This window comes from Actinokineospora alba, from assembly GCF_004362515.1.
In the GTDB taxonomy this organism is placed as follows: domain Bacteria; phylum Actinomycetota; class Actinomycetes; order Mycobacteriales; family Pseudonocardiaceae; genus Actinokineospora; species Actinokineospora alba.
Map to the genome: position 1 here is coordinate 7184229 of NZ_SNXU01000001.1, position 26591 is coordinate 7210819.

The following is a 26591-nucleotide window of genomic DNA, read 5'->3' on the forward strand; positions in this document are numbered from 1 at the left end:
CACACGGGTCAGGCGGCGAACACCGCGCCCGCCCTGGTGCCACCCAGGGAGGTCTCGATCCGGTGCGACAGCGCGGGCTGGATGCGCAGATCGGCGAGGTTCTCGCCGACGATCGCGGGGACGAGCCTGCCGCCCTCGACCGAGGCACGTGGGCCCGTCGACCTGGTGGACTCCTCGACGGCCGCCTGCTCCGGCATGGAGTGCTCCACCGCGGTCAGCGCGCCGATGTCGGCGGCCACCTTGTGGAGCAGTTCCGACAGCGGCAGGGCAAGGGCGTCGCAGATGGCGGCCAGGAGTTCACTGGAGGCCTCCTTGCGCCCGCGTTCTACCTCGGAGAGGTAGCCCAGGCTGACCCGCGCGGAGCGGGAGACCTCCCGCAGCGTGCGCTGCTGGTTGGTGCGGGCGTGTCGGAGCCGATCACCGATCGCCTCTCGCAACAGCACGGTCATCGCGCACCTCCCTTCCTCCTGCGGAACCAGTCCGAACGCCGTTCCCTTCCCGGTCGGTGACCGGCTCGGGGACAACGCGTGGCCGTCTCCTCCACAACGTTACCGACTGACGGCGACGAAACGCAGCGCCTTTGCGGGTAGTCCGCCAAGAGCGAACGATCGAAGAGGATCGAATGTTCCCTGGTGGACACCGGTTCGCCGGTTTCGGACGTGATCATGTCAGGCACGCTTGGTGACGACAACCTCACTCGATGAGCGTATCGAGATCGGCCGTGAGCAGGTCCAGCGCACCTTGCACAGCGCCCGCGCGGACCTCTTCGCGATCTCCGGACAGTGTCAGCAGCGCCACACTCGGGCCGCGCGCGCTGATCAGCGCCACCCAGACCGTGCCTGGCGTCACACCGTCCTGCCCGTCCGGTCCGGCGACGCCGGTGAGGCCGATGCCGATGCTCGCCCGGCACCGGTCGCGCGCGCCCGCGGCGAGTTGCACCGCGACGTCGGGGTCGACCGGACCGTTCGTGGCGAGCAGCGCGGCGTCGACTCCGGCGAGGGACGATTTGAGGTCGGTGCCGTACACGACGAGCCCGCCGCGCACCACGGCGCTGGAGCCGGGAACGCTGGTCAGCACGGCCGTGAGGAGCCCCGCGGTGAGCGACTCGGCGGTGGCGACGGTCTCGCCGCGCTCGCGGAGGCGATCGATCAGCGCGGCGACAGGCTCCGCCGTCAGACCGGGGACCAGCGCCAGCGGCGTCATGATCCGACGGCCCGCTTGCCCAACGCGCGCAGCCGGACCGCGCGCACCACGTAGTCGACGCCGGTCACGACGGTCAGGCCGATCGCGACGCCCATGATCGCCCAGGCGACGGTCAGCCAGCCCGCGGGCAGCGGCAGCAGGAACAGGGTGATCGCGAGGATCTGCGTCAGCGTCTTGAGCTTGCCGCCGGGGCTGGCCGGGATCACGCCCTGGCGGATCACCCAGAAGCGGAGCAGGGTCACCCCGATCTCGCGGGCGGCTATGACCAGTGTCACCCACCACGGCAGGTCGCCCAGCACGCTGAGCCCGACGAGCGCGGCCCCGGTGAGGGCTTTGTCGGCGATCGGGTCGGCGATCTTGCCGAAGTCGGTGATGAGGCCGTGTTTGCGGGCCAGCCAGCCGTCGACGTGGTCGGTGACCGACGCGATGCCGAACACGGCGGTGGCGATGAGCCGCCAGGTGGTGTCGTGGCCGTCGCCGACGAAAAGGGCGGCCAGGAACACCGGGACAAGAGCGAGCCGCGACAGGGTGAGCAGATTGGCGATGTTGAGCACCGGGACCTGGGTGGGCTCCGGTAACACCGGCCGCGTCGGTTCGGCGGCGGGCGCGTCGTCGCCGGTCGCGGCCGGGCTCATGGCGACGCCACTGCCGCGCGCGGGATGACCTCGAGGGGCTCGACGACCAGGTCGACACCCTCGCTGTCGATCACGCGGCAGCGCACGAGGTCGCCGACCACCAGGTCTTCCACCGCCGGGCCGTCCTCACCGTCGACCACGACACATTCGCCGTCGACTTCGGGGGCCTGGTGCGCGGCGCGTCCGCTGCAGTCCTCGTCCTCGGACTCCTCGCGCTCGATGAGCACGACGACCTCCGAGCCGATGCGGTCCTCGGCGCGCTGCGTGGTCAGCTCCTCGACCAGCGCGGAGATCCGGGCGACGCGCGCGCCGATGGTGTCGGCGTCGAGCTTGTCGCCCAGGTTCTCGGCCTCGGTGCCGTCCTCGTCGGAGTAGCCGAACACGCCGACCGCGTCGAGCTTGGCCTCGGTCAGGAAGCGGGCGAGTTCGTCGACGTCGTCCTCGGTCTCGCCGGGGAAGCCGACGATCACGTTGCTGCGGATGCCCGCGGCGGGCGACAGCTCGCGGATCTGCTTGACCAGGCCGAGGAACGACTCGGTGTTGCCGAAGCGGCGCATGCGGCGCAGCACGGTCTCGCTGGAGTGCTGGAAGGACATGTCGAAGTAGTCCGCGACACCCTCGGTGGTCGCGATAGCGCGGACCAGGTTCGGGCGGGTCTCGGCGGGCTGCAGGTAGGACACGCGGACGCGGTCGATGCCGGGAATCGCGGCCAGACGGGTCAGGACGGCTTCGAGGGCGCCCTGTCCGGCGTGCTCGCGGCCGAGGTCCTTGCCATAGGAGGTGGAGTTCTCGCTGACCAGGACCAGCTCGCGCACACCCTGCTCGGCCAGCCACGCGCCCTCGGCGACGATCTCGTCGGGGATGCGGGAGACGAAGGAGCCGCGGAAGGACGGGATCGCGCAGAACGAGCAGCGGCGGTCACAGCCGGAGGCGATCTTCAGCGAGGCGACCGGGGCGTCGTCGAGGCGCTTGCGCATGACGCGGGGGCCCCAGCCGTGGCCGGGGACGGTGACGTCGGTCGCGGCTTCCTGGCGCTGCACGGGCGTGATCGGCAGCAGCGTGCGGCGGTCGACCGGCGTGTGCGAGGGGATTGCGTGGCCCTGGACGATGTCGCCGAGGCGTTCGGCCAGGTCCGGGTAGTGGTCGAAGCCGAGGACCGCGCTGGCCTCGGGCAGGCTCTCGGCCAGTTCGGCGCCGTAGCGCTCGGCCATGCACCCGACAGCGACGACCTTCGCGCCGGTGTCGGCTGCGGCGAGGAGCGTGTCCACGGAGTCCTTCTTGGCGGACTCGACGAAGCCACAGGTGTTGACCACGATCACGTCCGGGGACGCGTTGTCGCCTTCGAGGTCGACCAGGTCCCAGCCGCCGCCGGAGAGGCGACCGGCGAGTTCCTCGGAGTCGACTTCATTGCGGGCGCACCCGAGGGTGAGCATGGCGACACGGCGTGACGTGGTCGGAGAGGGCACGGACACAGGGTAACCGCCTTGGACAGCCACTTTGACCAGAGGCGGTCACGGGTCCTTCGAGGGCGGCCGGGGCACTGGGGTTGGTCAGCGCCACCGGCCGCCATCGGTAATGGTGCCATCTTAATTCCCAGCGGAGCTCACCAGGCCGCCGATAGGGTGCCCACCATGGGTTTGGAATGGGAACAGGTCATGGTCGACTCCGCGGATCCGGAGGCGCTGGGGCGATGGTGGGCGGAGGCACTCGGCTGGGTGGTGGTGTGTGACGAGCCGAACGAGTTCGAGATCCGGCCGAGCGAGGATCAGCTGCCTGGCCTGCTGTTCACGACCGTCCCTGAGGCGAAGGTCGTGAAGAACCGTCTGCATCTCGACTTTCGGCCGAAGGACCAGGCAGCTGAGGTCGCACGACTCCTCGCGCTTGGGGCTTCGCGGGTGGACATCGGGCAGGGGGACGTGCCGTGGGTGACCTTGGCGGACCCTGAGGGCAATGAGTTCTGCGTGCTCACGCAGCGGGCGGGCTGATCAGACCCGCTCGAAGATGGCGGCCAGGCCTTGGCCGCCGCCGATGCACATGGTCTCCAAGGCGTAGCGCGAATCCCGTCGGTGCATCTCGCGCAGCAGCGTCGAGAGGATTCGGACACCGGTGGCGCCCAGCGGGTGGCCCAGGGAGATGCCGGAACCGTTGACGTTGGTGCGGTCCCAGTCCGACTCGGTGAACTTCCACTCGCGGGTGCAGGCCAGCACCTGGGCGGCGAACGCCTCGTTCAGTTCGATCAAGTCCATGTCCGCGAGGGTCAGGCCGGCCCGGTCCAGTGCCTTCGCGGTGGCGGGGACCGGGCCGATGCCCATGGTGCGGGGCGGGACACCGGCGCTCGCCCACGTCACCAGCCTGGCCAGCGGGCGCAGGCCCAGTTCGGCGGCCTTCTCCGGCGTGGTGACGATGCAGGCGGCGGCGCCGTCGTTCTGGCCGCTGGCGTTGCCCGCCGTCACCGTCGAGTCGGGGTCCTGGCGGGCCATGATCGGCTTGAGGGCGCCCAGGCTTTCCATCGTGGTCTCGGGTCGCGGGTGCTCGTCGCGGTCGATGACCGTGTCGCCGCGGCGGCTGGAAACGGTGACGGGGACGATCTCGTCGGTGAAGCGGCCCGCCTCGATGGCGGCGACGGCGAGGGTGTGCGACCGCAGGGACAGTTCGTCCTGCTCTTCGCGCGGAATCGAGTACTCGCGGCGGAGGTTCTCCGCGGTCTCCAGCATTCCGCCATCGACCGGGTGGTTGACGCCGCCCGCGGTCACTCGGGCGCGGGCGAGGCGGTCGTGCAGTTCGACGCCGGTTCCCTTGACGCCCCAACGCATCGCCGAGGAGTAGAACTCGACCTGGCTCATGCTTTCCGCGCCGCCCGCGAGCACGACGTCGTTGACGCCGGTCTGCACGCGCATCGCCGCATCGATCACCGCCTGCAGGCCGGAGCCGCAGCGGCGGTCGAGTTGGACGCCGGGGACCTCCACGGGCAGGCCCGCGTCGAGCGCGGCGACCCGGCCGAGCGCGGGGGCGTCGCCGTTGGGGTAGCACTGGCCGAAGACCGCGTCCTCGATGACGGCCGGGTCGATGCCGGTGCGCCGCAGGAGTTCGCGGATCACCGTCGCGGCGAGGGTGGTGACGGGGACGTCCTTGAACACCCCGCCGAACCTTCCGACGGGAGTACGGACGGGCTCACAGATCACTGCCTCGCGCATGGTTCTCCTTGGTTCGGTGCCGCCCCACGATTCTGCCCGCTCACCCGAACCGTCGAACTACATACCCTGATCAGGGATTACCCCGATGCGCGACGGACTGCGCGGGGTCATGGTGGAAAGGTGACGTTTGCCGGAGTTCCGCTGTGGATCCCGGGGCTGGCCGCGCTGGTGCCCGCGATCGTGTTCCTGTTCGTCTACCCCCATGTGGCGGCGAACGGCCTTCGCGCGTGGCTGCTGCGGTGGGGGCATCCGCTGGCCTGGGTGCTGATCTCCGCCGCCGCCTTCGTCGGGTACCGGTTCTCCGGTGAGCTGGCGTACTACACCGCCCTGGCCGGGCTGACGGCCTTCCTCGGCTTCTTCGGTGCGTGGAGCACGGCCACGCAGGCGGAGGGCTAGATTTTCGGTGTGAAGCCGTCTCCGCTGGTGCGCCGCGCCAGGACCACCGATGTCCGCGCGATCAAGGCCGTCGTCGACACCTACGTCGGGCGAGTGCTGCTCGCGAAGGAACTGGTCACCCTCTACGAGGACGTCCAGGAGTTCTGGGTCGCGGAAGTCGACGGCGAACTGGTCGGCTGCGGCGCCCTGCACGTGCTGTGGGAGGACATCGCCGAGATCCGGACGATCGCGGTGCTGCCCTCGGCCGTCGGGCTCGGAGTGGGCCACGCGCTGGTGGAGCGGCTGGTGGCGACCGCGCGGGAGTTGGAGCTGTCGCGGATCTTCGTGCTCACGTTCGAGACGGAGTTCTTCGCCCGGCACGGGTTCGTCGAGATCGACGGCACCCCGGTCAGCCCGGAGGTCTACGAGGAGATGCGCCGGTCGATGGACGAGGGCGTCGCGGAGTTCCTCGACCTGCCCTATGTGAAGCCGAACACCCTGGGCAACACCCGCATGCTGCTCAAGCTCTGATTGTTCGAGTAATCACTCGAAGAGTCTTGACTAGATGAGTTGCGGTCCGACAGGATCGTGGCTGTGGGACGAGACGCCGCGTTGACAGTCGAACAGCTGGCCGCCGAGGCCGGGCTGCCGACGAGCACGATCCGGATGTACCAGACGAGGGGACTGCTGCATCCGCCTCGGCGCGAGGGCCGCACGGCCCGTTACGACTCGTCCCATGTCGAGCGGCTCGGGCTGGTGAACAGGTTGCAGCAGCGGGGTTTCTCGCTGCCCGCGATCGCCGAGCTGATCGCCGCGCGGGACCTGGGGGCTCGCGTCGGCGACGTGCTCGGCCTGACCGGTCAGGGGGGCCCGGACGACTGGGTGCCGGTCGGCATGCGGGAGCTGCGGGCGTTGGTGTCGGTACGAGACCTTCGCCCGCAGCTGTTCCGCCGGGCCAGCCGAATGGGCCTGATCCGTTGGGAGCGCGGCAAACCGTTCGTCCGGCGCTGGGCGATGGACTCGGGCACCGCGATGACCGGGATGGCCATGCCCCCACGTGAGATCCTCGACGCGTTCGAGCGGCTGCGCGTGCAGACCGACCGGATCGCCGCCGATTTCGTCGACGTCTTCGAACGCGTCATCTGGCCGCGGCTGGCCGACCAGGCGGGCAGCGACGACCAGCTCGACCGGGTCCGCGCCCTTCTCGTCGAACTCACCGAGACCGCCCAAGGCGTGGTGGCGGGCGCTTTGCGGGACTCCATTCGGGACTCCGCGGAAACCTTCGCCCGCAAGCACAATCTCCTGCCCGAGGACCGGCCACCCGCCTGGGCCGGGCACACCGTCCCAGTCCTGGCCGAACGCCTCGAAGGCGCGGCGGCCCACCCAGACGAGCCCGCCGACGCCGACATCGACCGCTTCCTTGCCGAAGCAGACGCGGAGGAGACACCGTGACCGCGAAACTCGTCGCCGATCCGGCGTGGCGGGCGCAGGCCCGCGACGAAGGGCTGGTCGTCTTCGCCGGGGCCGACCTGATCTACCTCGTACCCGACGTGCCGCGGGCCGACGCCGAGCAGCTCGCGGCGGCGTTCGACGGGCGCGACATCGATCCGGGGGTGCTGACTTCCTCCGCCCGGGATGTGCTGCCACAGCTGCGATCCCTCGGCGCCTTACGGCCTGCCGCATTGCCCGGGCCAGGGCAGTCGCGGACGCTGAGCATCGGCGCCCAAGTCCTCGGGGACGCCTCTCCTGACCTCACCGCGGCCCTGGCGAAGGCGTTTCCGCCGGTCGGTGACCCCGACGTGCTCGTGGTGGTCCGCACGACCGCCCGACTGGCCGAACTCGTCGGCCTGAGCGCCGGACTGGTCCGAAGTGGACAGATCCACGTCCTGCTCGACCTCGCCTTCCACCACACGATCGCGCTCGGGCCGCTGGTCGTCCCGGGCGCAAGCGCTTGCCTGGAGTGTCTGGCCCGCCGCGCCGGGAGTCGCTGGGGCGACCCGAAACCGCCGCCCGCGCCGAAGGCCGCCGCCGAGCCGGACCTGCCGATCGCATTGGCCGCGCACGCGTTGCGCGAACTGGGTGACGGCTCCCTGGCCCTGTTGCAGCGCAGCGTGTCCTACGACTTGCGGACGCTGGGCAGTACCACCGAGGACGTCCTGCCCAGCGCCGACTGCGAGTCGTGCAGCAGGCCGCATCCTGGTCGGATCACCCTGCCGTGGGAGGCGGCGTGAGCGCCTTACGCCTGCCCGACCAGTTCACCCCGGGCGCGCTCAGCGCGACCGCCGCGACGCCCACCTGTTGCTGTTGCTGCTGTTGCTGCCTCGCCTCGACACTGACCACGCCGATCGTCCTGCACGGCGGACTCGGCCGGGATCTGGCGCGGGTCGCCGAGCGCCCGGAGCGCCACAAGAAGGCCCGCGCCTACTCCGTCCTGGTCTGGTTCGCCGCACTTCTCGCCACCCTGCTGATCGCCATGAACCTGACGGTGTCGGGTGAAGCCTTCTTGGTACTCGTCACCGCCATCGTCCTGATGTCGGCGGCGGCGGTCGCGTCGATCGCGTCCTGGGCAGGCTCGACCAGACCCGTGGTGCCCGCGGCCCGGCTGGTGGTGGGCGCGTTCGCGTTCGCCGGTGAACTCATCGCCGGCGCGTTTCTGGTCATCCAGGGCTTCGGCTACCTGTTGATCGGTCTGGTGATCGTCGTGATCTCCGTGGCGGTCGCGATGAAGGTGTACCGGTCATGAGGCCGCCGCTGTCGTCGGTTCTGCTCGACCGCGCGGTCGGGTGGCGGCAGGGAGTGGTGTCGCGGCTGCAGCCCACTCCGCCTTCCTTGTCCGATGTGGACATTCCAGGGTTCGCCGCGGTCCCCGACCCGTCCACGACAGGCGGCACCTCCGGCGGCGCGGGGTTCGACGCCGAGTCCGCCCGGCTGGCCGCGCTCGCCGAGGCCCTCGAACGGCACGCCGCCACCCGCTGTCCACTGGAAACCGTGGACACCGACGGCCCGCGGTGGGACCTCGACGAGTTCACCCTGCACTCCCCCGAACAGCGCACCCGCAAGGACTTCCCGTACGCCGGATACGAGAACCCCGACTACACCACGGCTTGGACGCTGCCCGACAACGAGCCCATCCAGGTGCCCGCGGGACTGATCTCCCTGGACGGCAGGCACCGGCTGCCCGCGACCTCATCCGGTCTCGCCGCCGGGCCTTCGGCGAGCGCGGCGCTGCTGAGCGCGGTCAGCGAGATCGTCGAGCGCGACGCCCTGGCCACGGTCTGGCTGCACGGCCTCGCCCCGGCCCGAATCCCCCTCCCCGACCGGCTCACCGAACCGGTGCGCGCGCTCGGTGGCGAGATCACCGCGTTCGACCTGACGCCCGCCTACAGCCCCTACCCGGTCGCCGCCATCGCCGGAACGCTTCCGGTGGCGGGCGAACTCCGGCCCACGTTCGGTCTCGCCTGCCGGGCGACCTGGGCCGACGCGGTCGACAAGGCGTGGCTGGAGTGGTGTCAGGGCACCGTGTTCATCCGGGTCTGGCTCGCCGGCGACGACACCGCGGCCAGGCGACCGGACGAGGTGACCGACTTCGACCGCCACGCCGTCTACTACGCCCGCGCCCTCGACGCCTGGGCCGACCTCCCGCTGTGGGCCGGAGACCTCGGAGAGCCGCCCGTGGACGCCACCGAGCCGGGGCTGCGACCGTTCGTCGACGCCCTCACCCAGGCCGGTGTCCGCCTCGCCTACCGGGACCTAACCACACCCGAACTGAGCGCCGTGGGCCTGCGCTGCGTCCGCGCGCTCTCCCCCGACCTGACCCCACTGCACGCCGACCACCGGTGGCCCAACCTGGGCGGCCGGGCGGCGGAGCTGTCCTGGCGCTACCCCGACCTGGTGCCGCGCACCGGGTTCCCGTCGCCGTATCCGCATCCCCTGGGGTGAGCCTGATGTCCTTCGACGAGTTCTGGACCGAGAGCGGCCTGAGCACGCTCACCCAGCGGGCGTTCGCGGAGCGCCTGGGCGAGTACCGTGACGCGCCGTCGCCGCTCGACCCGTTCGTGCTGCCCAGTCCCCCGATCGCGTTACACCGACCGAAGAACGCCCTCACCAAGCTGTTCGCGAAGCGGCGCAGCGAGCGGGGATTCGGCACCGGCCCACTGCGGGCCCGCGACCTCGGCGCCGTGCTCGCCGCGCTGGCCGAGACCGCGCCGGGCAGGCGTTCGTACCCGTCCGCGGGCGGGCTCACGGCGGTCCGCGCGTACCCGATCCTGCTCGACGCCGACCACGCCCTGTCCGGTCGCATCACCCGCTACGACCCGCGAACCCATGCCCTGCAGGACATCGCGCCCTGTCCCGAGTGGACGGGGCTGGCCGCGCTGGTCGGCGCCGCGCCGGACAGCCCGGCTCCGCAGCTGGTCGTGGTGCTGGTGCTCGCCGACATCGAGCTGTTCGCCAAGTACGGGCCGCGCGCGGGCCGGTTCGGGCTGGTCGAGGCCGGTGCCGCCGCGCAGTCGCTGGCGCTGGCGGTCGCCGACCGCGGGCTCGGCGGGTACTTGCTCGGCGGCGCCGCCGACCGCGAACTCCTGGCGGCGCTGGGTTTGGCGCCGGAGCAGGCGCGACTGGCCGTGACGTTCGCGTGCGGCCGAACTTCACCCGATGTTGGTGTCCGCTGACCCGAACGGCGGTCGCCAAACACCGCGGGTGCCATGAGTGAATAGGCGCAGCGTCGACGTCACCGAGGAGTTGTCATGCTCGCCGTCCGAGCCCTGCTCGCCACCGTGATCATGCTGGTCATCGGCGCGGGAACCGCCGCGGCGGACCTGCCGCAGACCGAGCTGCGCGCGACCACCGACATGTTCCTCTTCTCCCTGGAGCTGCCGCAGTTCGCCAAGACGCGGGCGGCCCAGCCGTTCGCGGACCAGCTCGACTGGTCGTCCGACGGCTGCTCCAGTTCGCCGGACACGCCGCTGGGGTTCGACTTCCGGTCCGCCTGCCACCGGCACGACTTCGGCTACCGCAACTACAAGGCGCAGACCCGCTTCGACGAGTCGGCCCGGTTGAGCATCGACAACGTGTTCCGGGCCGACCTGTACTCGGTCTGCGGCCGGAACTGGCTGTGCAAGCGCACGGCCGACATCTACTACGCGGCTGTCCGCGAGTTCGGCGGCGGCTACCGCAGCACCGCCGAAACCCTGCGGCACGCCCGGAGTCAGGCCGCTTTGCTCACCAGCAGGGTCGCCACGTCGCCCGCGGTGTCGAGCCGGACGAGCTTGATCCGGTAGCCCTCGGACACGACCGACGTCGCGAAGTCGCGGTGGGTGTGCAGTTCGATCGCCTCGGGGCCGCCACCCTTGTTCACCGTGACCCTGATGGTCGCGTCACCCTCCCAGACGCACACCTGGCCGGGCTTGCACCGGCTGTCGTCCACAAGCGTCTGGTACCCGACCGTGAGGCCCTCTGCGGACAGGGTCTGCGACTCGCCTTTGCGCAGCGGGAAGTCGGCGTCGAGCGCCGGACCCGGCGGCTGCGTCGTCGTCGGCGTCGTCGGATCGGTGGTCGGCGAGCCCGGCTGGGCGGCACCACCGGGCGTGCACGCCGTGAGCATGAGCAGCGCGGCCAGCGCCACGACACGGGTCAACCCGTTCACCATGGTCATTCCTCCAGTCTTCACCGCTCAGACGGAATTCGCGGCCCATGCGGTTGCCTGAGACGCACAACGGGCGCCCCGGCGATGCCGGGACGCCCGTGTGGAGAGCTGGACTTACTGGCCGTACGGCTGCTGCGGGTAGCCGCCCTGCTGGGGGTAGCCCGGCTGCTGCGGGTAACCACCCTGCTGCGGGTAGCCGGGCTGCTGCGGGTAGCCAGGCTGGGCGGGCGCCTGCTGCGGGTAGCCGGGCTGCGCCGGGTAACCGGGCTGCTGCGGGTAACCGGGCTGCGCGTAGGCCTGCTGCTGCGGGTAGCCACCCTGCTGCGGGTAACCGCCCTGGGGGTATCCGCCGTGCGGCGGGTAGCCGCCACCGGCAGCGAAGGCCGGGTCGGCGACGGGGCCGACGTAGCGGGCGCTACCGAAGCCGAGGATGCAAAAGCCGATGAAGCCGAAGAGGATCAGCACGACGGCAAAGCCGCCGCCCTTGCCGAACGCCTTCGCCAGGTCGATCATGATCATGATGATGATCACGAGGTTGACCAGCGGGATCAGCAGCAAAAGCAGCCACCAGCCGGGCCTGCCGACGATCTTGAGCACGATGTAGGTGTTGTAGAACGGGATGATCGAGGCCCAGCCAGGCTGTCCCGCCTTGGTGAACACCTTCCACATCGCGACGACAATTACCGCCATGACGGCAAAGCCCAGAATCGTGACCGGCAATACGGCCGCCGCATCCGGTCCCGAGTTGTAGCTGTAGTCGTACTGCACGCGTGTCCTTCCGTCGATCATGCCGCTACGACGGCACGCCACATTCGTCCGCCGGTACCTTCGCCGCCAATACGCTCCCCTGGGGCGAATATCCACCGGTCGTTAGCAATTCGAGACCTAAGAGGACTTCACACCCCGTCAGTCGTCGGGGTCGTCGTCGGCGGGCGCGCCGCCGCGCATCGTCCACAGGACGTTCTCCAGCTCGTCCGGCTTGATCAGCACCTCGCGGGCCTTGGAGCCCTCGGACGGCCCGACGACGCCGCGGGTCTCCAGCAGGTCCATCAGCCTGCCCGCCTTGGCGAAGCCGACGCGCAGCTTGCGCTGCAGCATCGACGTCGAGCCGAACTGGGAGGTGACGATCAGCTCGGTGGCCTGCAGCAGCACGTCGAGGTCGTCGCCGATGTCGTCGTCGATCTCCTTCTTCTCGCCCGCCTTGGCCGCGGTCACGCCGTCCTGGTAGTCCGGCTGTGCCTGCTCCTTGGTGAACGAGACGATCGCGGAGATCTCCTCGTCGCTGACGTACGCGCCCTGGATGCGGACCGGCTTGGAGGACCCCATCGGCAGGTACAGCGCGTCGCCCATGCCGATCAGCTTCTCCGCACCGGGCTGGTCGAGGATGACCCGCGAGTCGGTGAGCGAGGACGTGGCGAACGCCAGCCGCGACGGGACGTTGGTCTTGATCAGGCCGGTGACGACGTCGACCGAGGGCCGCTGGGTCGCCAGCACCAGGTGGATGCCCGCGGCACGGGCCTTCTGGGTGATCCGGACGATCGCGTCCTCGACGTCGCGCGGGGCGGTCATCATCAGGTCGGCCAGCTCGTCGACGATGGCGAGGATGTATGGGTAAGGCCGGTAGACGCGTTCGCTGCCGGGCGGGGCGGCGATCTCGCCGGTCTTGACCTTCTTGTTGAAGTCGTCGATGTGCCGGACCTTGTTGACCTGCATGTCCTGGTAGCGCTGCTCCATCTCCTCGACCAGCCAGGTCAGCGCGGCGGCCGCCTTCTTGGGCTGGGTGATGATGGGCGTGATCAGGTGCGGGATGCCCTCGTACGGCGTCAGCTCGACCATCTTCGGGTCGATCAGGATCATCCGGACCTCGTCGGGCGTAGCCCGCGCCAGCAGCGAGACGAGCATCGAGTTCACGAAGCTGGACTTGCCGGAACCGGTCGAGCCCGCGCACAGCAGGTGCGGCATCTTCGCCAGGTTCGCGGTGATCATGTGGCCTTCGATGTCCTTGCCGAGGCCGACCACCATCGGATGGGTGTCCTTGATCGCGGTGGCGCTGCGCAGCACGTCGCCGAGGCGGACCATCTCGCGGTCGCTGTTGGGGACCTCGATGCCGACCGCGGACTTGCCCGGGATGGGCGCGAGCAGCCGGACGTTGTCGGTGGCGACGGCGTAGGCGATGTTCTTGGTCAGCGCGGTGATCTTCTCGACCTTCACGCCCGGCCCGAGCTCGACCTCGTAGCGCGTGACTGTCGGGCCGCGGGTGAAGCCGGTGACCTGGGCGTCGATGGCGAACTGGTCGAGGACGCCGCTGATCGCCTCGATCATCAGGTCGTTGGCCTTGCTGCGGGTCTTGGGCACGTCGCCGTCGGCCAGGATCGACGGGTCGGGCAGCCGGTAGTCGCCGTCGACGACCCGGGTGACGGTGATCGCGTCCTTGGGCTTCTTCGGCTCGGTGGCGGGCTTGTTCTCCTTGACCTGCTCCGGGCGCACCCGGGGGGTCGGCTCGTCGATCGGCAGCTCGGGCTGCACGGCGCCGTCCTCGGCGGCCGCCCCGACCCGGCGCCGTGAGGGCCTGCGCAGCTTGACCGGCTCCGGCTCGGCCTCTTCGAGGTCGTCGAGACCTTCGTCATCCGGTTCCATGCCCGCGAGTTCGCGCAGCCGGGTCGGGATCTCGCGGATACGGGTGCCGGTGAAGACGAGGACGCCGAAGCCGAGCATCAGGACGAGAACCGGGATCGCCACCCACGCGGTGACACCCTTCGCGAGCAGGCCACCGGAGACGTAGCCCAGCGCGCCGCCCGCGAACATCCGCCCGGCGTTGTCGGTGGGCAGGTCACTGATCACATGCAGGACACCAAGCAGCGAAAGGATGATCAGCAGCGCGCCGACGACGAGTCGGGGGCGTTTCTCCGGCTGGGGGTCCGAGCGCATCAGGACGATGCCGGTGACCAGCAGCATCAGCGGCAGCGCCACGGCCAGCGCGCCGAACACGCTGCGCACGCCGATCTCCATGCCGCGGCCGACCGGTCCCGCGGCCCGCCACCACACGGCGGCGCCGAGGATGACGCCCAGGGCGATCAGGCCGAAGCCGACGCCGTCGCGGCGGTGGGCCGGGTCGAGTTCCTTGGTGCGCCCGACGGCCCGGGCGATCGAACCCGCGCCCTTGGCCAGCAGGCCCCAGCCGCCCGCGAACATCGCGACGAGGACGTTCTGCCTGGCAGCGGACTTGCGGACCGGGGCCTTGCGGGCGGCCGGTTTGCGCGCCGGTGGACGCTTGGCCGCGGGTTTGCGCGCGGCGGGACGTTTGCCCGCGTTGTTGGAGGAGGTCGTCCGGCTCGCCATAGCCCACACGGTAGTCGGCCCTGCCCTCCCGCCCCACGGGTCACACGGACAACATGAATCCGTGTCGACCTGGCGGCCGACACCGACCTGGGGCATGTCATGCTCTGGCCATGGTTGCGCTGCGGACCGACGGAGAACAGTCGACACGCCGTGGGAAGACGTTCGGCAAGTCACCGCTGGTCTGGCGGGCGATGGTCTGGATCGATCGAGCACTGGTGCGGTCGGTCGGACGCATCGAGATCACCGGTAAGTTCCCCGAGGAACTGCGTGGACGCCCGGTTCTGGTCGCGGCCAACCACATCGGCATGTTCGACCCGTTCGTCCTGATCGCCGCGTGCGCGAAAGCCGGTTTCCCGCCGCGGTTCATGCTGACCGCGGGTCTGCTCGACGCGCCGGTTCTGGGCTACTTCCTGCGCAAGGCCGGGCATCTGCGGGTGGACCGCGGCAAAGCCCATGTGGCGGAGGCGTTCCACCGCGCCGTCGACGCTCTTGGTGAGGCTCGGGTGCCGTTGCTGGTGTATCCGGAGGGGCGGGTCAGCCGGGAGCCTGGGCTGTGGCCCGAGCGCGGGAAGACCGGGGTGGCACGGATGGCGCTTGGCGGGAATGTGCCGGTGGTGACGATCAGCCAGTGGGGGGCGCATGAGGCCGTTTACTGGGGGACTGAGGTCGTCACGGGGTGGCGCGATGTGAAGCCGCTGCTGTTGTCGTTCTTCCGGGCTGTGCGGGATCGGCCGGTGTTTCGGGTCCACTTTGGACAGCAGGTGGATCTTTCTGATCTGACTGACGGTAAGCCTGGGGATGCTGTGCGGGCGCATACTCGGATCATGCAGGCGATTACGACCGATTTGATCGCTCTCCGGCCGGATGAGCCTGATGTGCCTGCGTTTGTCGATCCGACTCGGCCTTGTGATGCGAAGAGTCCTTGGCGGCCCGCTTAGGCCCGACTTGGGGCGGGGGGCCTGTTTGGGTGGTTCGCCTTGATTTGGGGACCCCGGAAATGGGCCTGCGCGGGTAAAGCGGGCAGGATAGGGAAACTGCCCCGCGCCGCGAAAGTTTAGGCCCATTTCACCCCAAATCAAGGCGAACCACCCAAACAGGCCGTGAGGATTGGCCCGTTGCGAATCAGGGGCCTGGGTTCTACTTGTTGGCCCCGTTGCGCCTTGGGGCCTTGGGGCTTGCCCGCCTTGCGCCTCGGGGCCTTGGGGCTTGCCCGTTGCGCCTTGTCGGCTGTTCTTCGCCGCTAGCTTGTTTTGTCGGGTAGGCCGAAGGCGTGTTCCGGCGGGGTGGGGGTGGCCATCGGGGACGCGTCGGTGATGGGTTCCGCGCTTGCCGACAAGGCCAGCAGTTGTGCGGTCGGCACACATCTGGCCGGGAAAGCCGCCGATGCCACCCGGGAAGCCAGGTCCTTCACCGGGAGCGGCTCGGTCGACGCGGCCACCACCAGGTTTCCGTAGCGCCTGCCCCTGAGCACGTTGGGTTCGGCCAGCATCACCACGTGTGGGAAGACGGCCGTCATCGTCGCGATGAACCGTCGGGCGAAGCGCAGGCCGGGGCCGTCGGAGATGTTGACCACGACCGTTCCTCCCGGGCGCAGGACGCGGGCTGTCTCGGTGATGAATTCCAGGGTGGCCAGGCCGCCGGGCATGGCCGCACGGACATAGGCGTCGAGGATGACCAAGTCGTACTGGTCGTCGGGGAGTTCCGCGACCGCGGGGCGGCCTTCGGCGACGCGGACTTCCAGGCCTGGGACCGAGTCCAGGTCCAGCTCGGCCCGCACCAGGTCGATCAAGGGGCCGTCGGCGTCGATCACCAACTGGTCGCAGCCGGGGCGGGTGGCGTGCAGGTACCTGGGCAGGGTGCCCGCTCCCCCGCCGACGTGCAGGACGTCCATCGGGCCCGGCGGAAGCACGTCGATCACATCGCCGATGCGGCGGACGTAGTCGAATTCGAGGTGCCACGGGTCGTCGAGATCCACATAGGACTGGGCGACGCCCTCGACGGTCAGGAGCCACGCGTTGTCGCGGTCGGCGTCGGCGAGTAGTTCGGCGGTGCCGAATCGGACTTTGTGGAGTCCGGGCACGGGCCCACGTCGTTCGCCTTGCATGACACCTCCGCCGCCTGTGCGCGCGCAAGCATAGAGGGCGGCCCACGGGTCACCGACGAGCGGATACGTCCTACCATCCAACCATCGCTTCCGTTGACTTAAGGCAGACTGGACTTCGTGACGACTGAACTCAGAACACCGGTTATCCATCGAGGTCGGGGGGTTCTCTACATCCTCGGCGCCTCGATGGCGTTCGGCAGTTCGGGGCCGCTGGCCAAGGCCGCGATGAACGCGGGCCTGTCCCCCGAACACGTCGCGAGCGCCCGAGTGGGCATCGCCGCCGCGGTGTTGCTGATCGGCGTCTGCCTGATCAAGCCGTCGATCCTGCGCGTGCGCCGCGACCAGTGGCGACTCCTCCTCGCCTACGGGCTCGCCGGAGTCGCCCTGGTCCAGCTGCTTTTCTTCATCGCCGTCTCCCGCCTCCCGGTCGGCATCGCGATGCTGCTGGAGTACACCTCGCCGGTTCTGGTGGCGTTCTGGGTGCGGTTCGTCCGCAAGGTGCGGCTGCCGATGCTGTCCTGGGCGGGCATCGCGCTCGCCTTCCTCGGACTGGCGCTGGTGGCCCAGGTATGGAAGTCGCTTGAGCTTGACGGGGTCGGAATGCTCGCCGGAATCGGCGCGGCGCTGTGTTCGGCGGCGTATTACCTGCTCGGAGAGCGTGGGGCGAGCGAGCACCACCCGATCGGGATGGTGACTTGGGGAATGGTGGTAGGCGCGCTCGCGCTGTTCGCCGTCGCGCCGCCGTGGACGATGCCGTACGCGGCGGTCCGGACGACCTCCGCCTTCGGCGGCGCGCAGGTGCCGGTGTTGGCGCTGCTGGTCACGGTCGCGCTGATCAGCACCGCGCTCGCCTACACCCTGAGTATCAGTTCACTTCGGCATCTGCCGTCCACAGTGGCCAGTGTGCTCGCTCTCTCCGAGCCGATCGTGGCCACCCTGCTCGCCTGGCTGATGCTCGGCGAGACCCTCTCACCCGACCAGATCGTCGGGATGGCGGTGCTCCTGAGCGGGGCCGCGCTGGTCCAGCTCGCGTCGCACGGGCCGGTCACGCCCGCCGACCCGCTACCCACCGATTGAGACCTACACCACACGCGGTCGGGTGAAGTTGATCTATCCGGGGGTCACTGGACGCGCTGAAAGTAAAGCGATGTTTACTTGTCGCAGGCGACACATCGTGGCCAATCGGTCACCATGTGCTCATCTCGGTACCGAAACATGGTGCACCCGAGAGCGTTCGTTCCGACCGACCCTCAAGGAGGTACCCCGATGGGTGCACCACGCTCCAGTGGCCCGGCCCACGCCCCGCCCCACCGCCTGCTCGACGCCCGCCATGACGTGCAGGCCTCGCTAGTCGTCTTCCTCATCGCCGTCCCCCTCTCGCTCGGCATCGCCGCCGCGTCCGGGGCGCCGGTCATCGCCGGGCTTATCGCCGCCGTCGTCGGCGGCCTGGTCGCCGGTCCGCTCGGCGGCTCCCGACTGCAGGTCAGCGGGCCGGCCGCGGGTCTGACCGTGGTCGTCGCCGAACTCATCGGCCAGTTCGGCTGGGCGGTGACCTGCGCGATCACCGTCTGCGCCGGCGTGCTCCAACTCATCCTCGGCGCGTGCAAGATCGGCCGGGCCGCGCTCGCGATCTCCCCCACGGTGGTGCACGCGATGCTCGCGGGCATCGGCGTCGTCATCGTCATCAGCCAGGTGCACGTGCTGCTCGGCGGCTCCGCGAGCGCCAACACCTGGCACAACCTGCGCGACCTGCCCGCGCAGGTCACCGACCTGCACCAACCCGCCACCTTCATCGGCCTGGCGGTCGTCGCGCTGCTGCTCGTCTGGCCCAAGCTGCCCGAGCGGATCAGGGCCGTCCCCGGCCCGCTGGTGGCGATCGTGCTCGCCACCGTGGTCACCCTGGGGATCGACGTGCAGCGGGTGTCGCTGCCGGACTCGCCGCTCTCGGCGATCGCCCTGCCCGCGCTCCCCGACGGCCACTGGGCCGCGTTCGCGCTCGGCGTGTTCACCATGACGATCATCGCCAGCGTCGAGAGCCTGCTCTCCGCTGTCGCCGTCGACAAGCTGCGCGAGGGCCACCGCACCGACCTCAACCGCGAACTCGTCGGTCAGGGCAGCGCGAACATCGTCTCCGGCCTGCTCGGCGGCCTGCCCATCACCGGCGTGATCGTGCGCAGCGCGACCAACGTCCGCGCGGGCGCCCGCACCCGCGCCTCGGCGACCCTGCACGGCGTGTGGGTGCTGCTGTTCACGGTGCTGCTGGTCAACCTCGTCGAGCAGATCCCGATGGCCGCCCTGGCAGGCCTGCTGGTGGTCGTCGGCATGAACCTGGTCAAGCTGGCCGACATGCGGACCGCGCGCAGGCACGGCGAGCTGATGGTCTACCTGGTCACGATCGCCGGCGTGGTCATGCTGAACCTGCTCGAAGGGGTCCTGCTGGGCTTCGCCGTCGCGCTCCTCGCGACGCTGCGCCGAATCGTGTGGGCGCGCGTGCGAGTCGAGCAGGGGGCCGACGATGTGTACGCCGTCGTCGTCGAGGGGACTTTAAGCTTTCTTTCCGTGCCAAGGCTTTCCCGGGTGCTGACCCAGGTTCCCGACGGCAGCTCCGTCCACTTGGAACTCGTCGTGGACTACCTCGACCACGCCGCCTACGAACACCTCTCGGCGTGGCGGCGCCAGCACGAGGCGACCGGCGGCACGATCGTCATCGACGAGATCGGCGGTCCGGGCCCCAACACCCGGCGCAAGCGCACCGGCCCGGGCCCGCGCTGGTTCCTGCCGTGGTCGCACTGGCAGGACAGCGAATCGCTGAACTCCCACAAGAAGCACGACCACACGCATGTCCCGATCCCGCACCAGTCCCGCGACCACGTCCTGCGGCCGCTGCTGACCGGTGCGCGGGAGTACCACCGGCGGACCGCGCCGATCATGCGCCCGCACCTGCGCAGGCTGGCCGCGAACCAGCACCCGCACGCCCTGTTCCTGACGTGCGCGGACTCGCGGATCGTGCCGAACGTGATCACCACGTCCGGCCCCGGCGACCTGTTCACCCTGCGCAACGTGGGCAACCTGGTGCCCGGCGACCTGTCGATGCGCGCGGGCGTGCTCTACGCGCTCGACCACCTCAAGGTGCCGACGATGATCGTCTGCGGCCACTCCCGCTGCGGCGCGATGACCGCGCTGATGTCGGGACCGGAGAACGACCCGATCGGGCGCTGGCTGCGGTGGGCCGCACCCAGCTTGCAGGCCTGGAAGGACGGGCATCCGCTGGGGAAGCGGGCGGCGGAGTCGGGATGGTCGGAGATCGATCAGCTGGCGATGGTCAACGTGGCGGTGCAGCTTGAGTCACTGGGGAAGATGCCGGATGTGGCGGCCGCGGTGACGGCTGGGCGGGTGCGGCTCATCGGGCTGTTCTTCGACATTCCCAGCGGGACTCTGCTGATGTTGGACGACGCCGGGGAACGGTTCGAGCCGTTGCGCGAGCCTGCGGAGGCCGTTACGCCGCCCGCGGATGGAGCGACACCCTATGAGACGCGAGCGGAAACGGAGCTGCGATGAACCAGACCAGGCGTGAACGCCGTCGTGAACGCAATCTCCTGCTGCGGCAGCTGCTCAGTGCCGCGGTGGCTGTGGTGCTCGCTTCGGCTGCCCGGCGGGCGTAGCGGCGTTCGACCCGCCGCCGCAGCAGGACTGTGGCGGCGGGTGCCCGCATGGGCTATCCCCGCAGTTCGCCGCCGACGCCCCAGTTCTCGGCTGGGACCTCGTTGATCACAACCCACACGCCCTCGCGGTTGCCGCCGCAGGTCTCGACGAACGCGTCCGTCAGCTTGGCGACGAGTTCGCGCTTCTGTTCCTGGGTGCGGCCGGGGTACATGGAAACCGAGATATGGGGCAAGACCCTCTCCTATACCGGAATGACGGTCGGCACGATCATCGGGCGGCGGCGGTAGGTGTCGGCGACCCAGCGGCCCACCACCCGGCGGACGTGTTGGGCGATCCGGTGGGTGTCGGTGATGCCCTCGGACTCCGTGTGCGACAGCTCCATCTCCACCAGCGACACGACATCGTCAAGTGCCTTGGGGTCGTCGGAGAAGCCGCGCCCGGAGATCGTCGGCGGCGCCATGGCGCGGCCGGTGGCGGAGTCGACGGCGATGGTGATGGAGATGAAGCCGCCCTCGCCCAGCACCAGCCGGTCCGAAAGCGTGGACTCGCCGACGTCGCCGACCGACAGGCCGTCGACGTAGACGTGGCCGACCTCGACCCGGCCGGTGATCTTCGCCTGGCCGTCGACCAGGTCGACCACCACGCCGTCCTCGGCGATGACCACCCGGTCTTCGGGGACGCCGGTCTGCACGGCCAGGGCGGCGTTGGCGCGCAGGTGGCGCCATTCGCCGTGGACGGGCATGACGTTGCTGGGGCGCACCGCGTTGTAGAGGAACAGGAGTTCGCCCGCCGGGGCGTGGCCGGAGACGTGCACCTTGGCGTTGCCCTGGTGGACCACGTGCGCGCCGAGCCGGACCAGGCCGTTGACGACGCCGAACACGGCCGTCTCGTTGCCGGGGATCATGGAGCTGGCCAGGATCACCGTGTCGCCGGGGCGGATCGAGATGTGCCGGTGCTCGCCGCGCGCCATCCGCGACAGCGCGGAGAGGGGCTCGCCCTGGGAGCCGGTGGAGACGAACAGGACCTGGTCCTCGGGCATGGTCATCGCCTCGTCGAGGCTGACGAGCAGGCCCGGTGGGACGGTGAGCAGCTTCAGGTCGGCGGCGATGCCCATGTTGCGGACCATGGACCGACCGACGAGCGCGACCCGGCGGCCGTGCGCGACGGCGACGTCGAGGACCTGCTGGACGCGGTGCACGTGGCTGGCGAAGCAGGCGACGATGACCCGCTGGTTGGCCCGCTGGATGACGCCGTCGAGGACCGGGCCGATCTCGCGCTCGGAGATGACGAAGCCGGGGACCTCGGCGTTGGTCGAGTCGACCAGGAACAGGTCGACGCCCTCGTCGCCGAGGCGGGAGAAGCCCGCGAGGTCGGTGAGGCGGCCGTCGAGCGGGAGCTGGTCGAGCTTGATGTCGCCGGTGTGCAGGACCAGGCCGGCGGGCGTGCGGATGGCCACGGCCAGCGCGTCGGGGATGGAGTGGTTGACGGCGAAGAACTCGCAGTCGAACACGCCCCACGCGCGGCGTTCGCCTTCCTTGACCTCGTGCAGGCTCGGGGTGAGGCGGTGCTCCTTGCACTTGGCCGCCACGAGGGCGAGGGTGAACCGGGAGCCGATGATCGGCAGGTCGGGCCGCAGCCGCAGGAGGAACGGCACGGCGCCGATGTGGTCCTCGTGGCCGTGGGTCAGGACCAGCGCGTCGATCTCGTTGATCCGGTCTTCGATCGCGCGGAAGTCCGGGAGGATCAGGTCGACACCGGGCTGCTGGTCTTCGGGGAAGAGCACGCCGCAGTCGACGATCAGCAGTCTGCCGCCGTACTCGAAGACGGTCATGTTGCGGCCGATCTCACCGATGCCGCCGAGCGCGACAATGCGCAGGCCGCCGTCAGCCAGCGGGGCGGGCTGGTTGTGCGGCCACTTCCCCGATGTGCGGTTGGCACTCACTTATGAACCGTCCCGGCGCTTGTGTGGGTCGTGGTGTTGACGTACGCGGCGTTGGCGTCGGTGTGCGCGACCCGCGCGGTGGCGGGGTCGATGCCCTGGCCGTCGGCGTTGGTCAGTCCGGCCACGCCGAGATCGCCCGCGATGGCGGCGATCTGCTCGTCGGTGGCGGGCAGCAGCGGCAGTCGCGGGTCGCCCGCGTCGATGCCGCGCAGTCGCAGCGCGGCCTTGGAGAACACGACGCCGCCGACCCGGCTGAACGCGCGCAGCACCGGCAGGAGTCCATTGTGGACTTCGCGGGCCGCGGCGACGTCGCCGCTCTCGTAGCTGTCGACCATGGTGCGCAGGCGGTCGGCGACGACATGGCCGATGACGCTGACGAAGCCGACGCCGCCGATGGACAGCCACGGCAGGTTGAGGGCGTCGTCGCCGGAGTAGTAGGCGAGGTCGGTGGTCGCGATGACCTGGCTGCCCGCGAGGAGGTCGCCCTTGGCGTCCTTGACCGCGAGGATGCGCGGGTGCTCGGCGAGCTTGCGCAGGGTGTCGACCTCGATGGGGACGACCGAGCGCGGCGGGATGTCGTAGAGCATCACGCCCAGGCCGGTGGCGTCGGCGATCGCGGTGAAGTGCGCGAGCAGGCCGGACTGCGGCGGGCGGGAGTAGTACGGGGTGACCACGAGCAGGCCGTGCGCGCCCGCCTTCTCGGCCTCGCCCGCCAGGTGCACCGAGTGCGCCGTGTTGTACGTGCCGACCGAGCCGACGACGGTCGCCCGGTCTCCCACGGCCTCGACCACGGCGCGGACCAGGTCCGACTTCTCCTTGTCGGTCGTGGTCGGCGATTCGCCGGTGGTGCCGTTGACGATCAGACCGTCATTGCCCAGGTCGACGAGGTGCGCGGCGAGTTCCTGCGCCCGGTCGAGATCGACCGCCCCCTCGGCGTCGAAGGGGCTGACCATGGCGGTGAGCACCCGGCCGAACGGTCTGCCGGGCGTGGCTGTGGGACTTGCGGTCATGGGGTTAGACGCTACCTCGTGGTCATCGACCCGACGCCCGCAACCTGCGGTCACCGGCGCAGGTCTGGCTGCTAGAGGCCTCTGTTGAGGCCCGAGACGACACTGATCGACGACTGCTCGCCCTCGAACTCGATGCGGCACTCGTCGCGGCCGAAGGCGTACAGCAGCAGCTCACCCGGTTCACCCACGAGGGTGACGGTGTTGGGGCCGCGCTTGAAGCTGGTGTGCCTGCCGGACGGGGTCCGGGCGTTGACGCCGACGGGGCTGTTGCGGAAGAACATCCGGCCGGAGCGCTTCAGCGCGACCCACAGGGCGCGGTCGCGCTCGTTGTCGGCTGGGCGCGGCTCCCAGCCGGGGACGGCGCGGCGGACGTCCTCGTGGTGCACGTAGTACTCGGTGGTGTTGATCAGCTCGTCGAGGAAGGCCGGGCGGTAGATCGACAGCAGCGGCGGACCGCCGCGCACCAGGTCGACAAGTTCGGGCCACGGCTTGGCGGCGTAGCCGTCCTGGACCTTCTGGAGGTAGCCGGCCAGGGCTTTGACCAGGATGCCGCCCGCCGCGTCCGGCCGGTGCTCGCGGACCACGAGGTGGGCGGCGAGATCGCGGGTCTTCCAGTCGCCGCACAGCGTCGGCGCGTCCGGCCCGACTTCGGCGAACAGGTCACTGAGCTGCGCGCGTTCGTCCTTGGCTACACCCATGGACCTACATTACCGGGGGTAAGTTAGTCCGACTTGGTGAGCTGCGACTCACTGAGCAGGTTGTTGTTCTTTTCCCTGAGCACGCAGTAGACCTCGCGGGAGCCGCCCTTGGACGACTCGGCTTCCCATGTCTCCTTCGATGGGACGATCACCGAGTAGACCAGGTTCGACTTCTTGTCCTTCTTGATCCGGTCGGTCTCGAACAGCCAGCCGCAGTAGCTGTCGCCGAGGGTCTTGAGCGCGTCGCCGAAGTAGGCGTACTCCTCCGAGGAGTTCATCGGCTCGAAGCTGCCGTACACCTGAATCCCGAAGGCTTTCTTGCAGTCACTGTTGGACTCGTACGACGCCCCGCCCTGCAGCTTGCTCGAACCGCAGTACCCGTTGCTGATCGCGAACTCATTGAGTTCACCATTGATGCCGTAGGTGTACTTCGTCGCGGGAAGCCGGTCGTCGGAACCGGGGGCGTTGATCGCGTTGCTCAGGAAGAAGCCGCCGACCGCGCCCGCGATCAGCAGGATGCCCGCGAGGATCATCGCGAGCTTCTTGTTCACCCCGCCCTTCGGCGGCGCGGCGACCACGCGGGTGGCCTGGCCGTGCGGGAAGTACGCGGTGCCGCCGGTCATCATCGTCGGGCCGGTGGGCGGGCCCGCCTGCACGTGCGTGAGCAGCCCGCGGGCCTGGCCGGAGGTGAGCCGAGCCTGCGGGGTGTTGATCATCAGGCCGGTGATCACCGAGGCGAGCGCGCCCTGGCCGCGGGTCAGGTATGGGACCTCGTTGAGGATCGAGTGCATGGTGGCGGCGGTGGTGGCCCGCTCGTAGGGCGAGTAGCCCTCCATCGCGAAGAACAGGACCGCGCCGAGGGCCCACAGGTCCGAACTCGCGCTGGCTTCTTCGCCGCGGATGCGCTCGGGTGCCATGTAGGACGGTGAGCCGATGAGGATGCCGCTGCTGGTCAGGCGCGGGTCGTCGAGGGACTGGGCGATGCCGAAGTCGGTCAGCTTCACCCGGCCGTTCGCGGCCAGCATGATGTTGCTGGGCTTGACGTCGCGGTGCACGATGCCCGCCTGGTGCGCGGCGTCGAGGGCGGAGAGCAGCTGGTCGGCGAGCTTGGCGACCTGGTCGGCGGGCAGCGGCCCGCGCTCCTTGACCACGTCGGACAGCGTCGGCGCCTGGATCAGCTCCATGACGATGTAGGTGGCGCCCGATTCCTGCACGACGTCGTAGACGGTGACGACGGCCGGGTCGTTGAGCCGCCCGGCGGTGCGCGCCTCGCGAAGCACGCGCTCCTCGAAGATCTGCCGCTCGCTCTGCGGCACCCCCTCGGGCAGGTGCAGTTCCTTGATCGCGACGTGCCGCCCGATCATGGTGTCCTCGGCCAGCCACACGACACCCATGCCGCCGCGGCCCAGCTCGTTGAGGACCGCGTACCGGCCCGCCACCATGCGCGGCCCGTGCGCCACGGTCGGTCCTTGCTCCTGCGACACCCTGCTACCTCCTCAGCCGCCGCGAATCCTAGTCAGACCGCGATCGGCCGTTCGGCGGTTCCGCATAGACGATCGCCGAGGGCGGGGTTTTCGTGTCGTCAGGCCGACTCGAACACCTCGTGGCCTGCCTCACGCAGGGCCGCGACGGCCCGGGAGAGGTCGGTGGCGTGGACCAGGATGTGGTCGGTGTCGAAAGTGGACAGCGCGAACAGCGACACCCCGGCCGCGGCGAGCGAACCCGCCAGCGAGGCCATGATCCCGGTGAGGGTGAACTCCAGCGGGCCGCGCACGGTCAGCAGCCGCCAGCCCGCCTCGGTCTGACCGCCCTCGGGCGCCGCGGCGCTCGGGGAGACGATCGAGAGCTCAGTCGGCGTGCGGCTGACCGACACCAGGCCGTCGCCGTCGAACAGGCCCGCGGGGACCGTGGTCCCCGCGTCGAACCTGGTGACCGTGTAATCGCCGCCGATGACGTCGATGGCGAGCCGCTTCACCCGGCTCAGCCTTCGGCGACGAGCGGGCTGGAGGCGACCTCGGTGCCGTCGGGCAGCGCGGTGATCGTGAAGTCGGCGAAGACGCTCGACGCCGCCTTCTGCAGCTGCCGCAGGCACTCGATGGCCAGCGCGCGGATCTCGACGTCGGCGTGCTCGGTGGCGCGCATGGCGATGAAGTGACGCCAGGCGCGGTAGTTGCCGGTGACCACGATGCGGGTCTCGGTGGCGTTGGGGAGGATCGCCCGAGCCGCCTGGCGCGCCTGCTTCTTGCGCAGGGTGGCGCTCTTGACGTCGGCGAACTTCTTCTCCAGGCCGGCGAGCAGCTCGTTGTACGCGTCCTGCGCGGCCTGGGCGGCCTCAAGGAACTTCGCGTGCAGCTCCGGGTCCTCGGCGATGACGTCGGGCTCGACCATCGCGGCCGACTTCTCCGGCACGTACCGCTGCGAGAGCTGCGAGTAGGAGAAGTGGCGGTGGCGGATCAGCTCGTGGGTGAGCGAGCGGGACAGGCCCGTCATGTAGAAGCTCACGCTGCCGTGCTCGAGGACCGACAGGTGGCCGACCTCGATGATGTGGTTGATGTAGCCGGCGTTGGTCGCGGTGGCCGGGTTCGGCTTCTTCCACGACTGGTAGCAGGCCCGGCCGGCGAACTCGGCCAGCGCCTCACCGCCGTCGGCGTCGGTGGACCACGGCACGTCCGCCGGCGCGAAGAACTCGGTCTTGGCGATGAGCTGCACCTTCGGCGACACCGTCTCGGTCACGTGGCCCGTCCTCTACTCGATTGCTACTTCAGCCGCCAGCCTAACCGCAAC

Annotated in this window: 28 protein-coding genes; 12 read left to right on the forward strand and 16 right to left on the reverse strand. The window is 69.9% G+C overall.

Going from position 1 to position 26591, the window contains the following annotated elements:
* Window positions 1-8: 8 nt before the first annotated feature.
* The 4 genes from C8E96_RS32485 to rimO all read right to left on the reverse strand — a co-directional run bounded on the left by C8E96_RS32485 (window position 9) and on the right by rimO (window position 3271).
* Window positions 9-449: a helix-turn-helix domain-containing protein gene (locus tag C8E96_RS32485; RefSeq protein ID WP_091371164.1), complete on the reverse strand. Its 441-nt coding sequence runs from the start codon at window positions 447-449 to the stop codon at window positions 9-11.
* Window positions 450-693: 244 nt separating this feature from the next.
* Window positions 694-1203 carry a CinA family protein gene (locus C8E96_RS32490; protein ID WP_091371161.1) on the reverse strand — a complete coding sequence of 170 codons (510 nt, stop codon included), beginning with the start codon at window positions 1201-1203 and terminating at the stop codon, window positions 694-696.
* Entirely contained in the window at window positions 1200-1838 is a 639-nt protein-coding gene (gene pgsA, locus C8E96_RS32495) for a CDP-diacylglycerol--glycerol-3-phosphate 3-phosphatidyltransferase (RefSeq protein ID WP_091371159.1), read from the reverse strand. The genes C8E96_RS32490 and pgsA overlap by 4 nt, the downstream gene beginning before the upstream one ends.
* Window positions 1835-3271: a 30S ribosomal protein S12 methylthiotransferase RimO gene (gene rimO, locus C8E96_RS32500; protein WP_091371157.1), complete on the reverse strand. Its 1437-nt coding sequence runs from the start codon at window positions 3269-3271 to the stop codon at window positions 1835-1837. Before rimO ends, pgsA begins: the two co-directional genes overlap by 4 nt.
* 198 nt (window positions 3272-3469) lie before the next feature.
* Here rimO and C8E96_RS32505 point away from each other — a divergent pair, with 198 nt between their 5' ends.
* Window positions 3470-3823 (forward strand): VOC family protein, encoded by a 354-nt coding sequence (locus tag C8E96_RS32505; RefSeq protein WP_091371156.1) that lies wholly within the window; start codon window positions 3470-3472, stop codon window positions 3821-3823.
* Here the strand turns inward: C8E96_RS32505 and C8E96_RS32510 are convergent, their stop codons facing one another.
* On the reverse strand, window positions 3824-5032 hold the full coding sequence (locus C8E96_RS32510; RefSeq protein ID WP_091371154.1) for an acetyl-CoA C-acetyltransferase: 1209 nt from the start codon (window positions 5030-5032) through the stop codon (window positions 3824-3826). It lies immediately after the preceding gene.
* Window positions 5033-5152: 120 nt separating this feature from the next.
* Between C8E96_RS32510 and C8E96_RS32515 the strand changes: the two genes are divergently transcribed.
* The 8 genes from C8E96_RS32515 (at window position 5153) to C8E96_RS32550 (ending at window position 10686) form a co-directional block, all read left to right on the forward strand.
* Window positions 5153-5428 carry a hypothetical protein gene (locus tag C8E96_RS32515; protein WP_091371153.1) on the forward strand — a complete coding sequence of 92 codons (276 nt, stop codon included), beginning with the start codon at window positions 5153-5155 and terminating at the stop codon, window positions 5426-5428.
* Between the two features lie 9 nt (window positions 5429-5437).
* Window positions 5438-5938 (forward strand): amino-acid N-acetyltransferase, encoded by a 501-nt coding sequence (locus C8E96_RS32520; RefSeq protein WP_091371151.1) that lies wholly within the window; start codon window positions 5438-5440, stop codon window positions 5936-5938.
* A 63-nt stretch (window positions 5939-6001) separates the two neighbouring features.
* Entirely contained in the window at window positions 6002-6859 is an 858-nt protein-coding gene (locus C8E96_RS32525; protein ID WP_091371149.1) for a MerR family transcriptional regulator, read from the forward strand.
* Window positions 6856-7638: a hypothetical protein gene (locus C8E96_RS32530; protein ID WP_091371147.1), complete on the forward strand. Its 783-nt coding sequence runs from the start codon at window positions 6856-6858 to the stop codon at window positions 7636-7638. Before C8E96_RS32525 ends, C8E96_RS32530 begins: the two co-directional genes overlap by 4 nt.
* Complete coding sequence (locus tag C8E96_RS32535) at window positions 7635-8150, forward strand: hypothetical protein (RefSeq protein WP_133794937.1); 516 nt, start codon at window positions 7635-7637, stop codon at window positions 8148-8150. The genes C8E96_RS32530 and C8E96_RS32535 overlap by 4 nt, the downstream gene beginning before the upstream one ends.
* Entirely contained in the window at window positions 8147-9346 is a 1200-nt protein-coding gene (locus C8E96_RS32540; protein WP_091371144.1) for a YcaO-like family protein, read from the forward strand. Before C8E96_RS32535 ends, C8E96_RS32540 begins: the two co-directional genes overlap by 4 nt.
* A gap of 5 nt (window positions 9347-9351) precedes the next feature.
* Window positions 9352-10077, forward strand: a complete 726-nt coding sequence (locus tag C8E96_RS32545; RefSeq protein WP_091371142.1) for a nitroreductase family protein — start codon at window positions 9352-9354, stop codon at window positions 10075-10077.
* Between the two features lie 75 nt (window positions 10078-10152).
* Window positions 10153-10686, forward strand: a complete 534-nt coding sequence (locus C8E96_RS32550; RefSeq protein ID WP_091371140.1) for a phospholipase — start codon at window positions 10153-10155, stop codon at window positions 10684-10686.
* Here C8E96_RS32550 and C8E96_RS32555 read toward each other — a convergent pair.
* The 3 genes from C8E96_RS32555 to C8E96_RS32570 form a co-directional block, all read right to left on the reverse strand.
* Window positions 10614-11060, reverse strand: coding sequence for a hypothetical protein (locus C8E96_RS32555; RefSeq protein ID WP_091371139.1), 447 nt, complete (start codon window positions 11058-11060; stop codon window positions 10614-10616). The genes C8E96_RS32550 and C8E96_RS32555 overlap by 73 nt on opposite strands.
* A gap of 105 nt (window positions 11061-11165) precedes the next feature.
* Window positions 11166-11819 (reverse strand): DUF5684 domain-containing protein, encoded by a 654-nt coding sequence (locus C8E96_RS34365; RefSeq protein WP_228769718.1) that lies wholly within the window; start codon window positions 11817-11819, stop codon window positions 11166-11168.
* Between the two features lie 138 nt (window positions 11820-11957).
* Window positions 11958-14390, reverse strand: a complete 2433-nt coding sequence (locus C8E96_RS32570) for a DNA translocase FtsK 4TM domain-containing protein (RefSeq protein WP_091371137.1) — start codon at window positions 14388-14390, stop codon at window positions 11958-11960.
* A gap of 110 nt (window positions 14391-14500) precedes the next feature.
* On the opposite strand from C8E96_RS32570, the gene C8E96_RS32575 reads away from it, so the two are divergent.
* Window positions 14501-15328 carry a lysophospholipid acyltransferase family protein gene (locus tag C8E96_RS32575; protein ID WP_091371135.1) on the forward strand — a complete coding sequence of 276 codons (828 nt, stop codon included), beginning with the start codon at window positions 14501-14503 and terminating at the stop codon, window positions 15326-15328.
* A gap of 302 nt (window positions 15329-15630) precedes the next feature.
* On the opposite strand, the gene C8E96_RS32580 is transcribed toward C8E96_RS32575, so the two are convergent.
* Window positions 15631-16494 (reverse strand): spermidine synthase, encoded by an 864-nt coding sequence (locus tag C8E96_RS32580; RefSeq protein WP_091371134.1) that lies wholly within the window; start codon window positions 16492-16494, stop codon window positions 15631-15633.
* Between the two features lie 117 nt (window positions 16495-16611).
* On the opposite strand from C8E96_RS32580, the gene C8E96_RS32585 reads away from it, so the two are divergent.
* Together C8E96_RS32585 and C8E96_RS32590 are read left to right on the forward strand one after the other, a co-directional pair.
* Complete coding sequence (locus tag C8E96_RS32585; RefSeq protein ID WP_267463843.1) at window positions 16612-17571, forward strand: EamA family transporter; 960 nt, start codon at window positions 16612-16614, stop codon at window positions 17569-17571.
* A gap of 189 nt (window positions 17572-17760) precedes the next feature.
* Window positions 17761-20052, forward strand: coding sequence for a SulP family inorganic anion transporter (locus C8E96_RS32590; RefSeq protein ID WP_091371130.1), 2292 nt, complete (start codon window positions 17761-17763; stop codon window positions 20050-20052).
* A 157-nt stretch (window positions 20053-20209) separates the two neighbouring features.
* Here C8E96_RS32590 and C8E96_RS32595 read toward each other — a convergent pair whose 3' ends face one another.
* From C8E96_RS32595 to thyX, 7 genes are all read right to left on the reverse strand, one after another.
* Window positions 20210-20389 (reverse strand): 2-hydroxymuconate tautomerase, encoded by a 180-nt coding sequence (locus C8E96_RS32595; RefSeq protein ID WP_091371128.1) that lies wholly within the window; start codon window positions 20387-20389, stop codon window positions 20210-20212.
* A gap of 9 nt (window positions 20390-20398) precedes the next feature.
* Window positions 20399-22099, reverse strand: coding sequence for a ribonuclease J (locus C8E96_RS32600; protein ID WP_176926725.1), 1701 nt, complete (start codon window positions 22097-22099; stop codon window positions 20399-20401).
* On the reverse strand, window positions 22096-23109 hold the full coding sequence (gene dapA, locus C8E96_RS32605; protein WP_091371127.1) for a 4-hydroxy-tetrahydrodipicolinate synthase: 1014 nt from the start codon (window positions 23107-23109) through the stop codon (window positions 22096-22098). The genes C8E96_RS32600 and dapA overlap by 4 nt, the downstream gene beginning before the upstream one ends.
* A gap of 71 nt (window positions 23110-23180) precedes the next feature.
* A complete protein-coding gene (locus C8E96_RS32610) occupies window positions 23181-23807 on the reverse strand; it encodes a TIGR03085 family metal-binding protein (RefSeq protein ID WP_091371125.1) in 627 nt (208 codons plus the stop codon).
* A 23-nt stretch (window positions 23808-23830) separates the two neighbouring features.
* Window positions 23831-25291, reverse strand: a complete 1461-nt coding sequence (locus C8E96_RS32615) for a serine/threonine-protein kinase (protein ID WP_228769717.1) — start codon at window positions 25289-25291, stop codon at window positions 23831-23833.
* A gap of 98 nt (window positions 25292-25389) precedes the next feature.
* Entirely contained in the window at window positions 25390-25782 is a 393-nt protein-coding gene (locus C8E96_RS32620; RefSeq protein WP_091371122.1) for an ACT domain-containing protein, read from the reverse strand.
* Between the two features lie 5 nt (window positions 25783-25787).
* Window positions 25788-26540 (reverse strand): FAD-dependent thymidylate synthase, encoded by a 753-nt coding sequence (gene thyX / locus C8E96_RS32625; protein WP_091371120.1) that lies wholly within the window; start codon window positions 26538-26540, stop codon window positions 25788-25790.
* Between the last annotated feature and the right edge of the window lie 51 nt (window positions 26541-26591).

Coding starts and splice junctions, on each gene's coding strand:
- dapA (WP_091371127.1), bottom strand. CDS start 23,109: ATGACCGCAAGTCCCACAGCCACGCCCGGCAGACCGTTCGGCCGGGTG.
- C8E96_RS32590 (WP_091371130.1), top strand. CDS start 17,761: ATGGGTGCACCACGCTCCAGTGGCCCGGCCCACGCCCCGCCCCACCGC.
- C8E96_RS32580 (WP_091371134.1), bottom strand. CDS start 16,494: ATGCAAGGCGAACGACGTGGGCCCGTGCCCGGACTCCACAAAGTCCGA.
- C8E96_RS32550 (WP_091371140.1), top strand. CDS start 10,153: ATGCTCGCCGTCCGAGCCCTGCTCGCCACCGTGATCATGCTGGTCATC.
- C8E96_RS32575 (WP_091371135.1), top strand. CDS start 14,501: ATGGTTGCGCTGCGGACCGACGGAGAACAGTCGACACGCCGTGGGAAG.
- C8E96_RS32610 (WP_091371125.1), bottom strand. CDS start 23,807: ATGGGTGTAGCCAAGGACGAACGCGCGCAGCTCAGTGACCTGTTCGCC.
- rimO (WP_091371157.1), bottom strand. CDS start 3,271: ATGCTCACCCTCGGGTGCGCCCGCAATGAAGTCGACTCCGAGGAACTC.
- C8E96_RS32540 (WP_091371144.1), top strand. CDS start 8,147: ATGAGGCCGCCGCTGTCGTCGGTTCTGCTCGACCGCGCGGTCGGGTGG.
- C8E96_RS32570 (WP_091371137.1), bottom strand. CDS start 14,390: ATGGCGAGCCGGACGACCTCCTCCAACAACGCGGGCAAACGTCCCGCC.
- C8E96_RS32510 (WP_091371154.1), bottom strand. CDS start 5,032: ATGCGCGAGGCAGTGATCTGTGAGCCCGTCCGTACTCCCGTCGGAAGG.
- C8E96_RS32545 (WP_091371142.1), top strand. CDS start 9,352: ATGTCCTTCGACGAGTTCTGGACCGAGAGCGGCCTGAGCACGCTCACC.
- C8E96_RS32505 (WP_091371156.1), top strand. CDS start 3,470: ATGGGTTTGGAATGGGAACAGGTCATGGTCGACTCCGCGGATCCGGAG.
- pgsA (WP_091371159.1), bottom strand. CDS start 1,838: ATGAGCCCGGCCGCGACCGGCGACGACGCGCCCGCCGCCGAACCGACG.
- C8E96_RS32485 (WP_091371164.1), bottom strand. CDS start 449: ATGACCGTGCTGTTGCGAGAGGCGATCGGTGATCGGCTCCGACACGCC.
- C8E96_RS32490 (WP_091371161.1), bottom strand. CDS start 1,203: ATGACGCCGCTGGCGCTGGTCCCCGGTCTGACGGCGGAGCCTGTCGCC.
- C8E96_RS32555 (WP_091371139.1), bottom strand. CDS start 11,060: ATGACCATGGTGAACGGGTTGACCCGTGTCGTGGCGCTGGCCGCGCTG.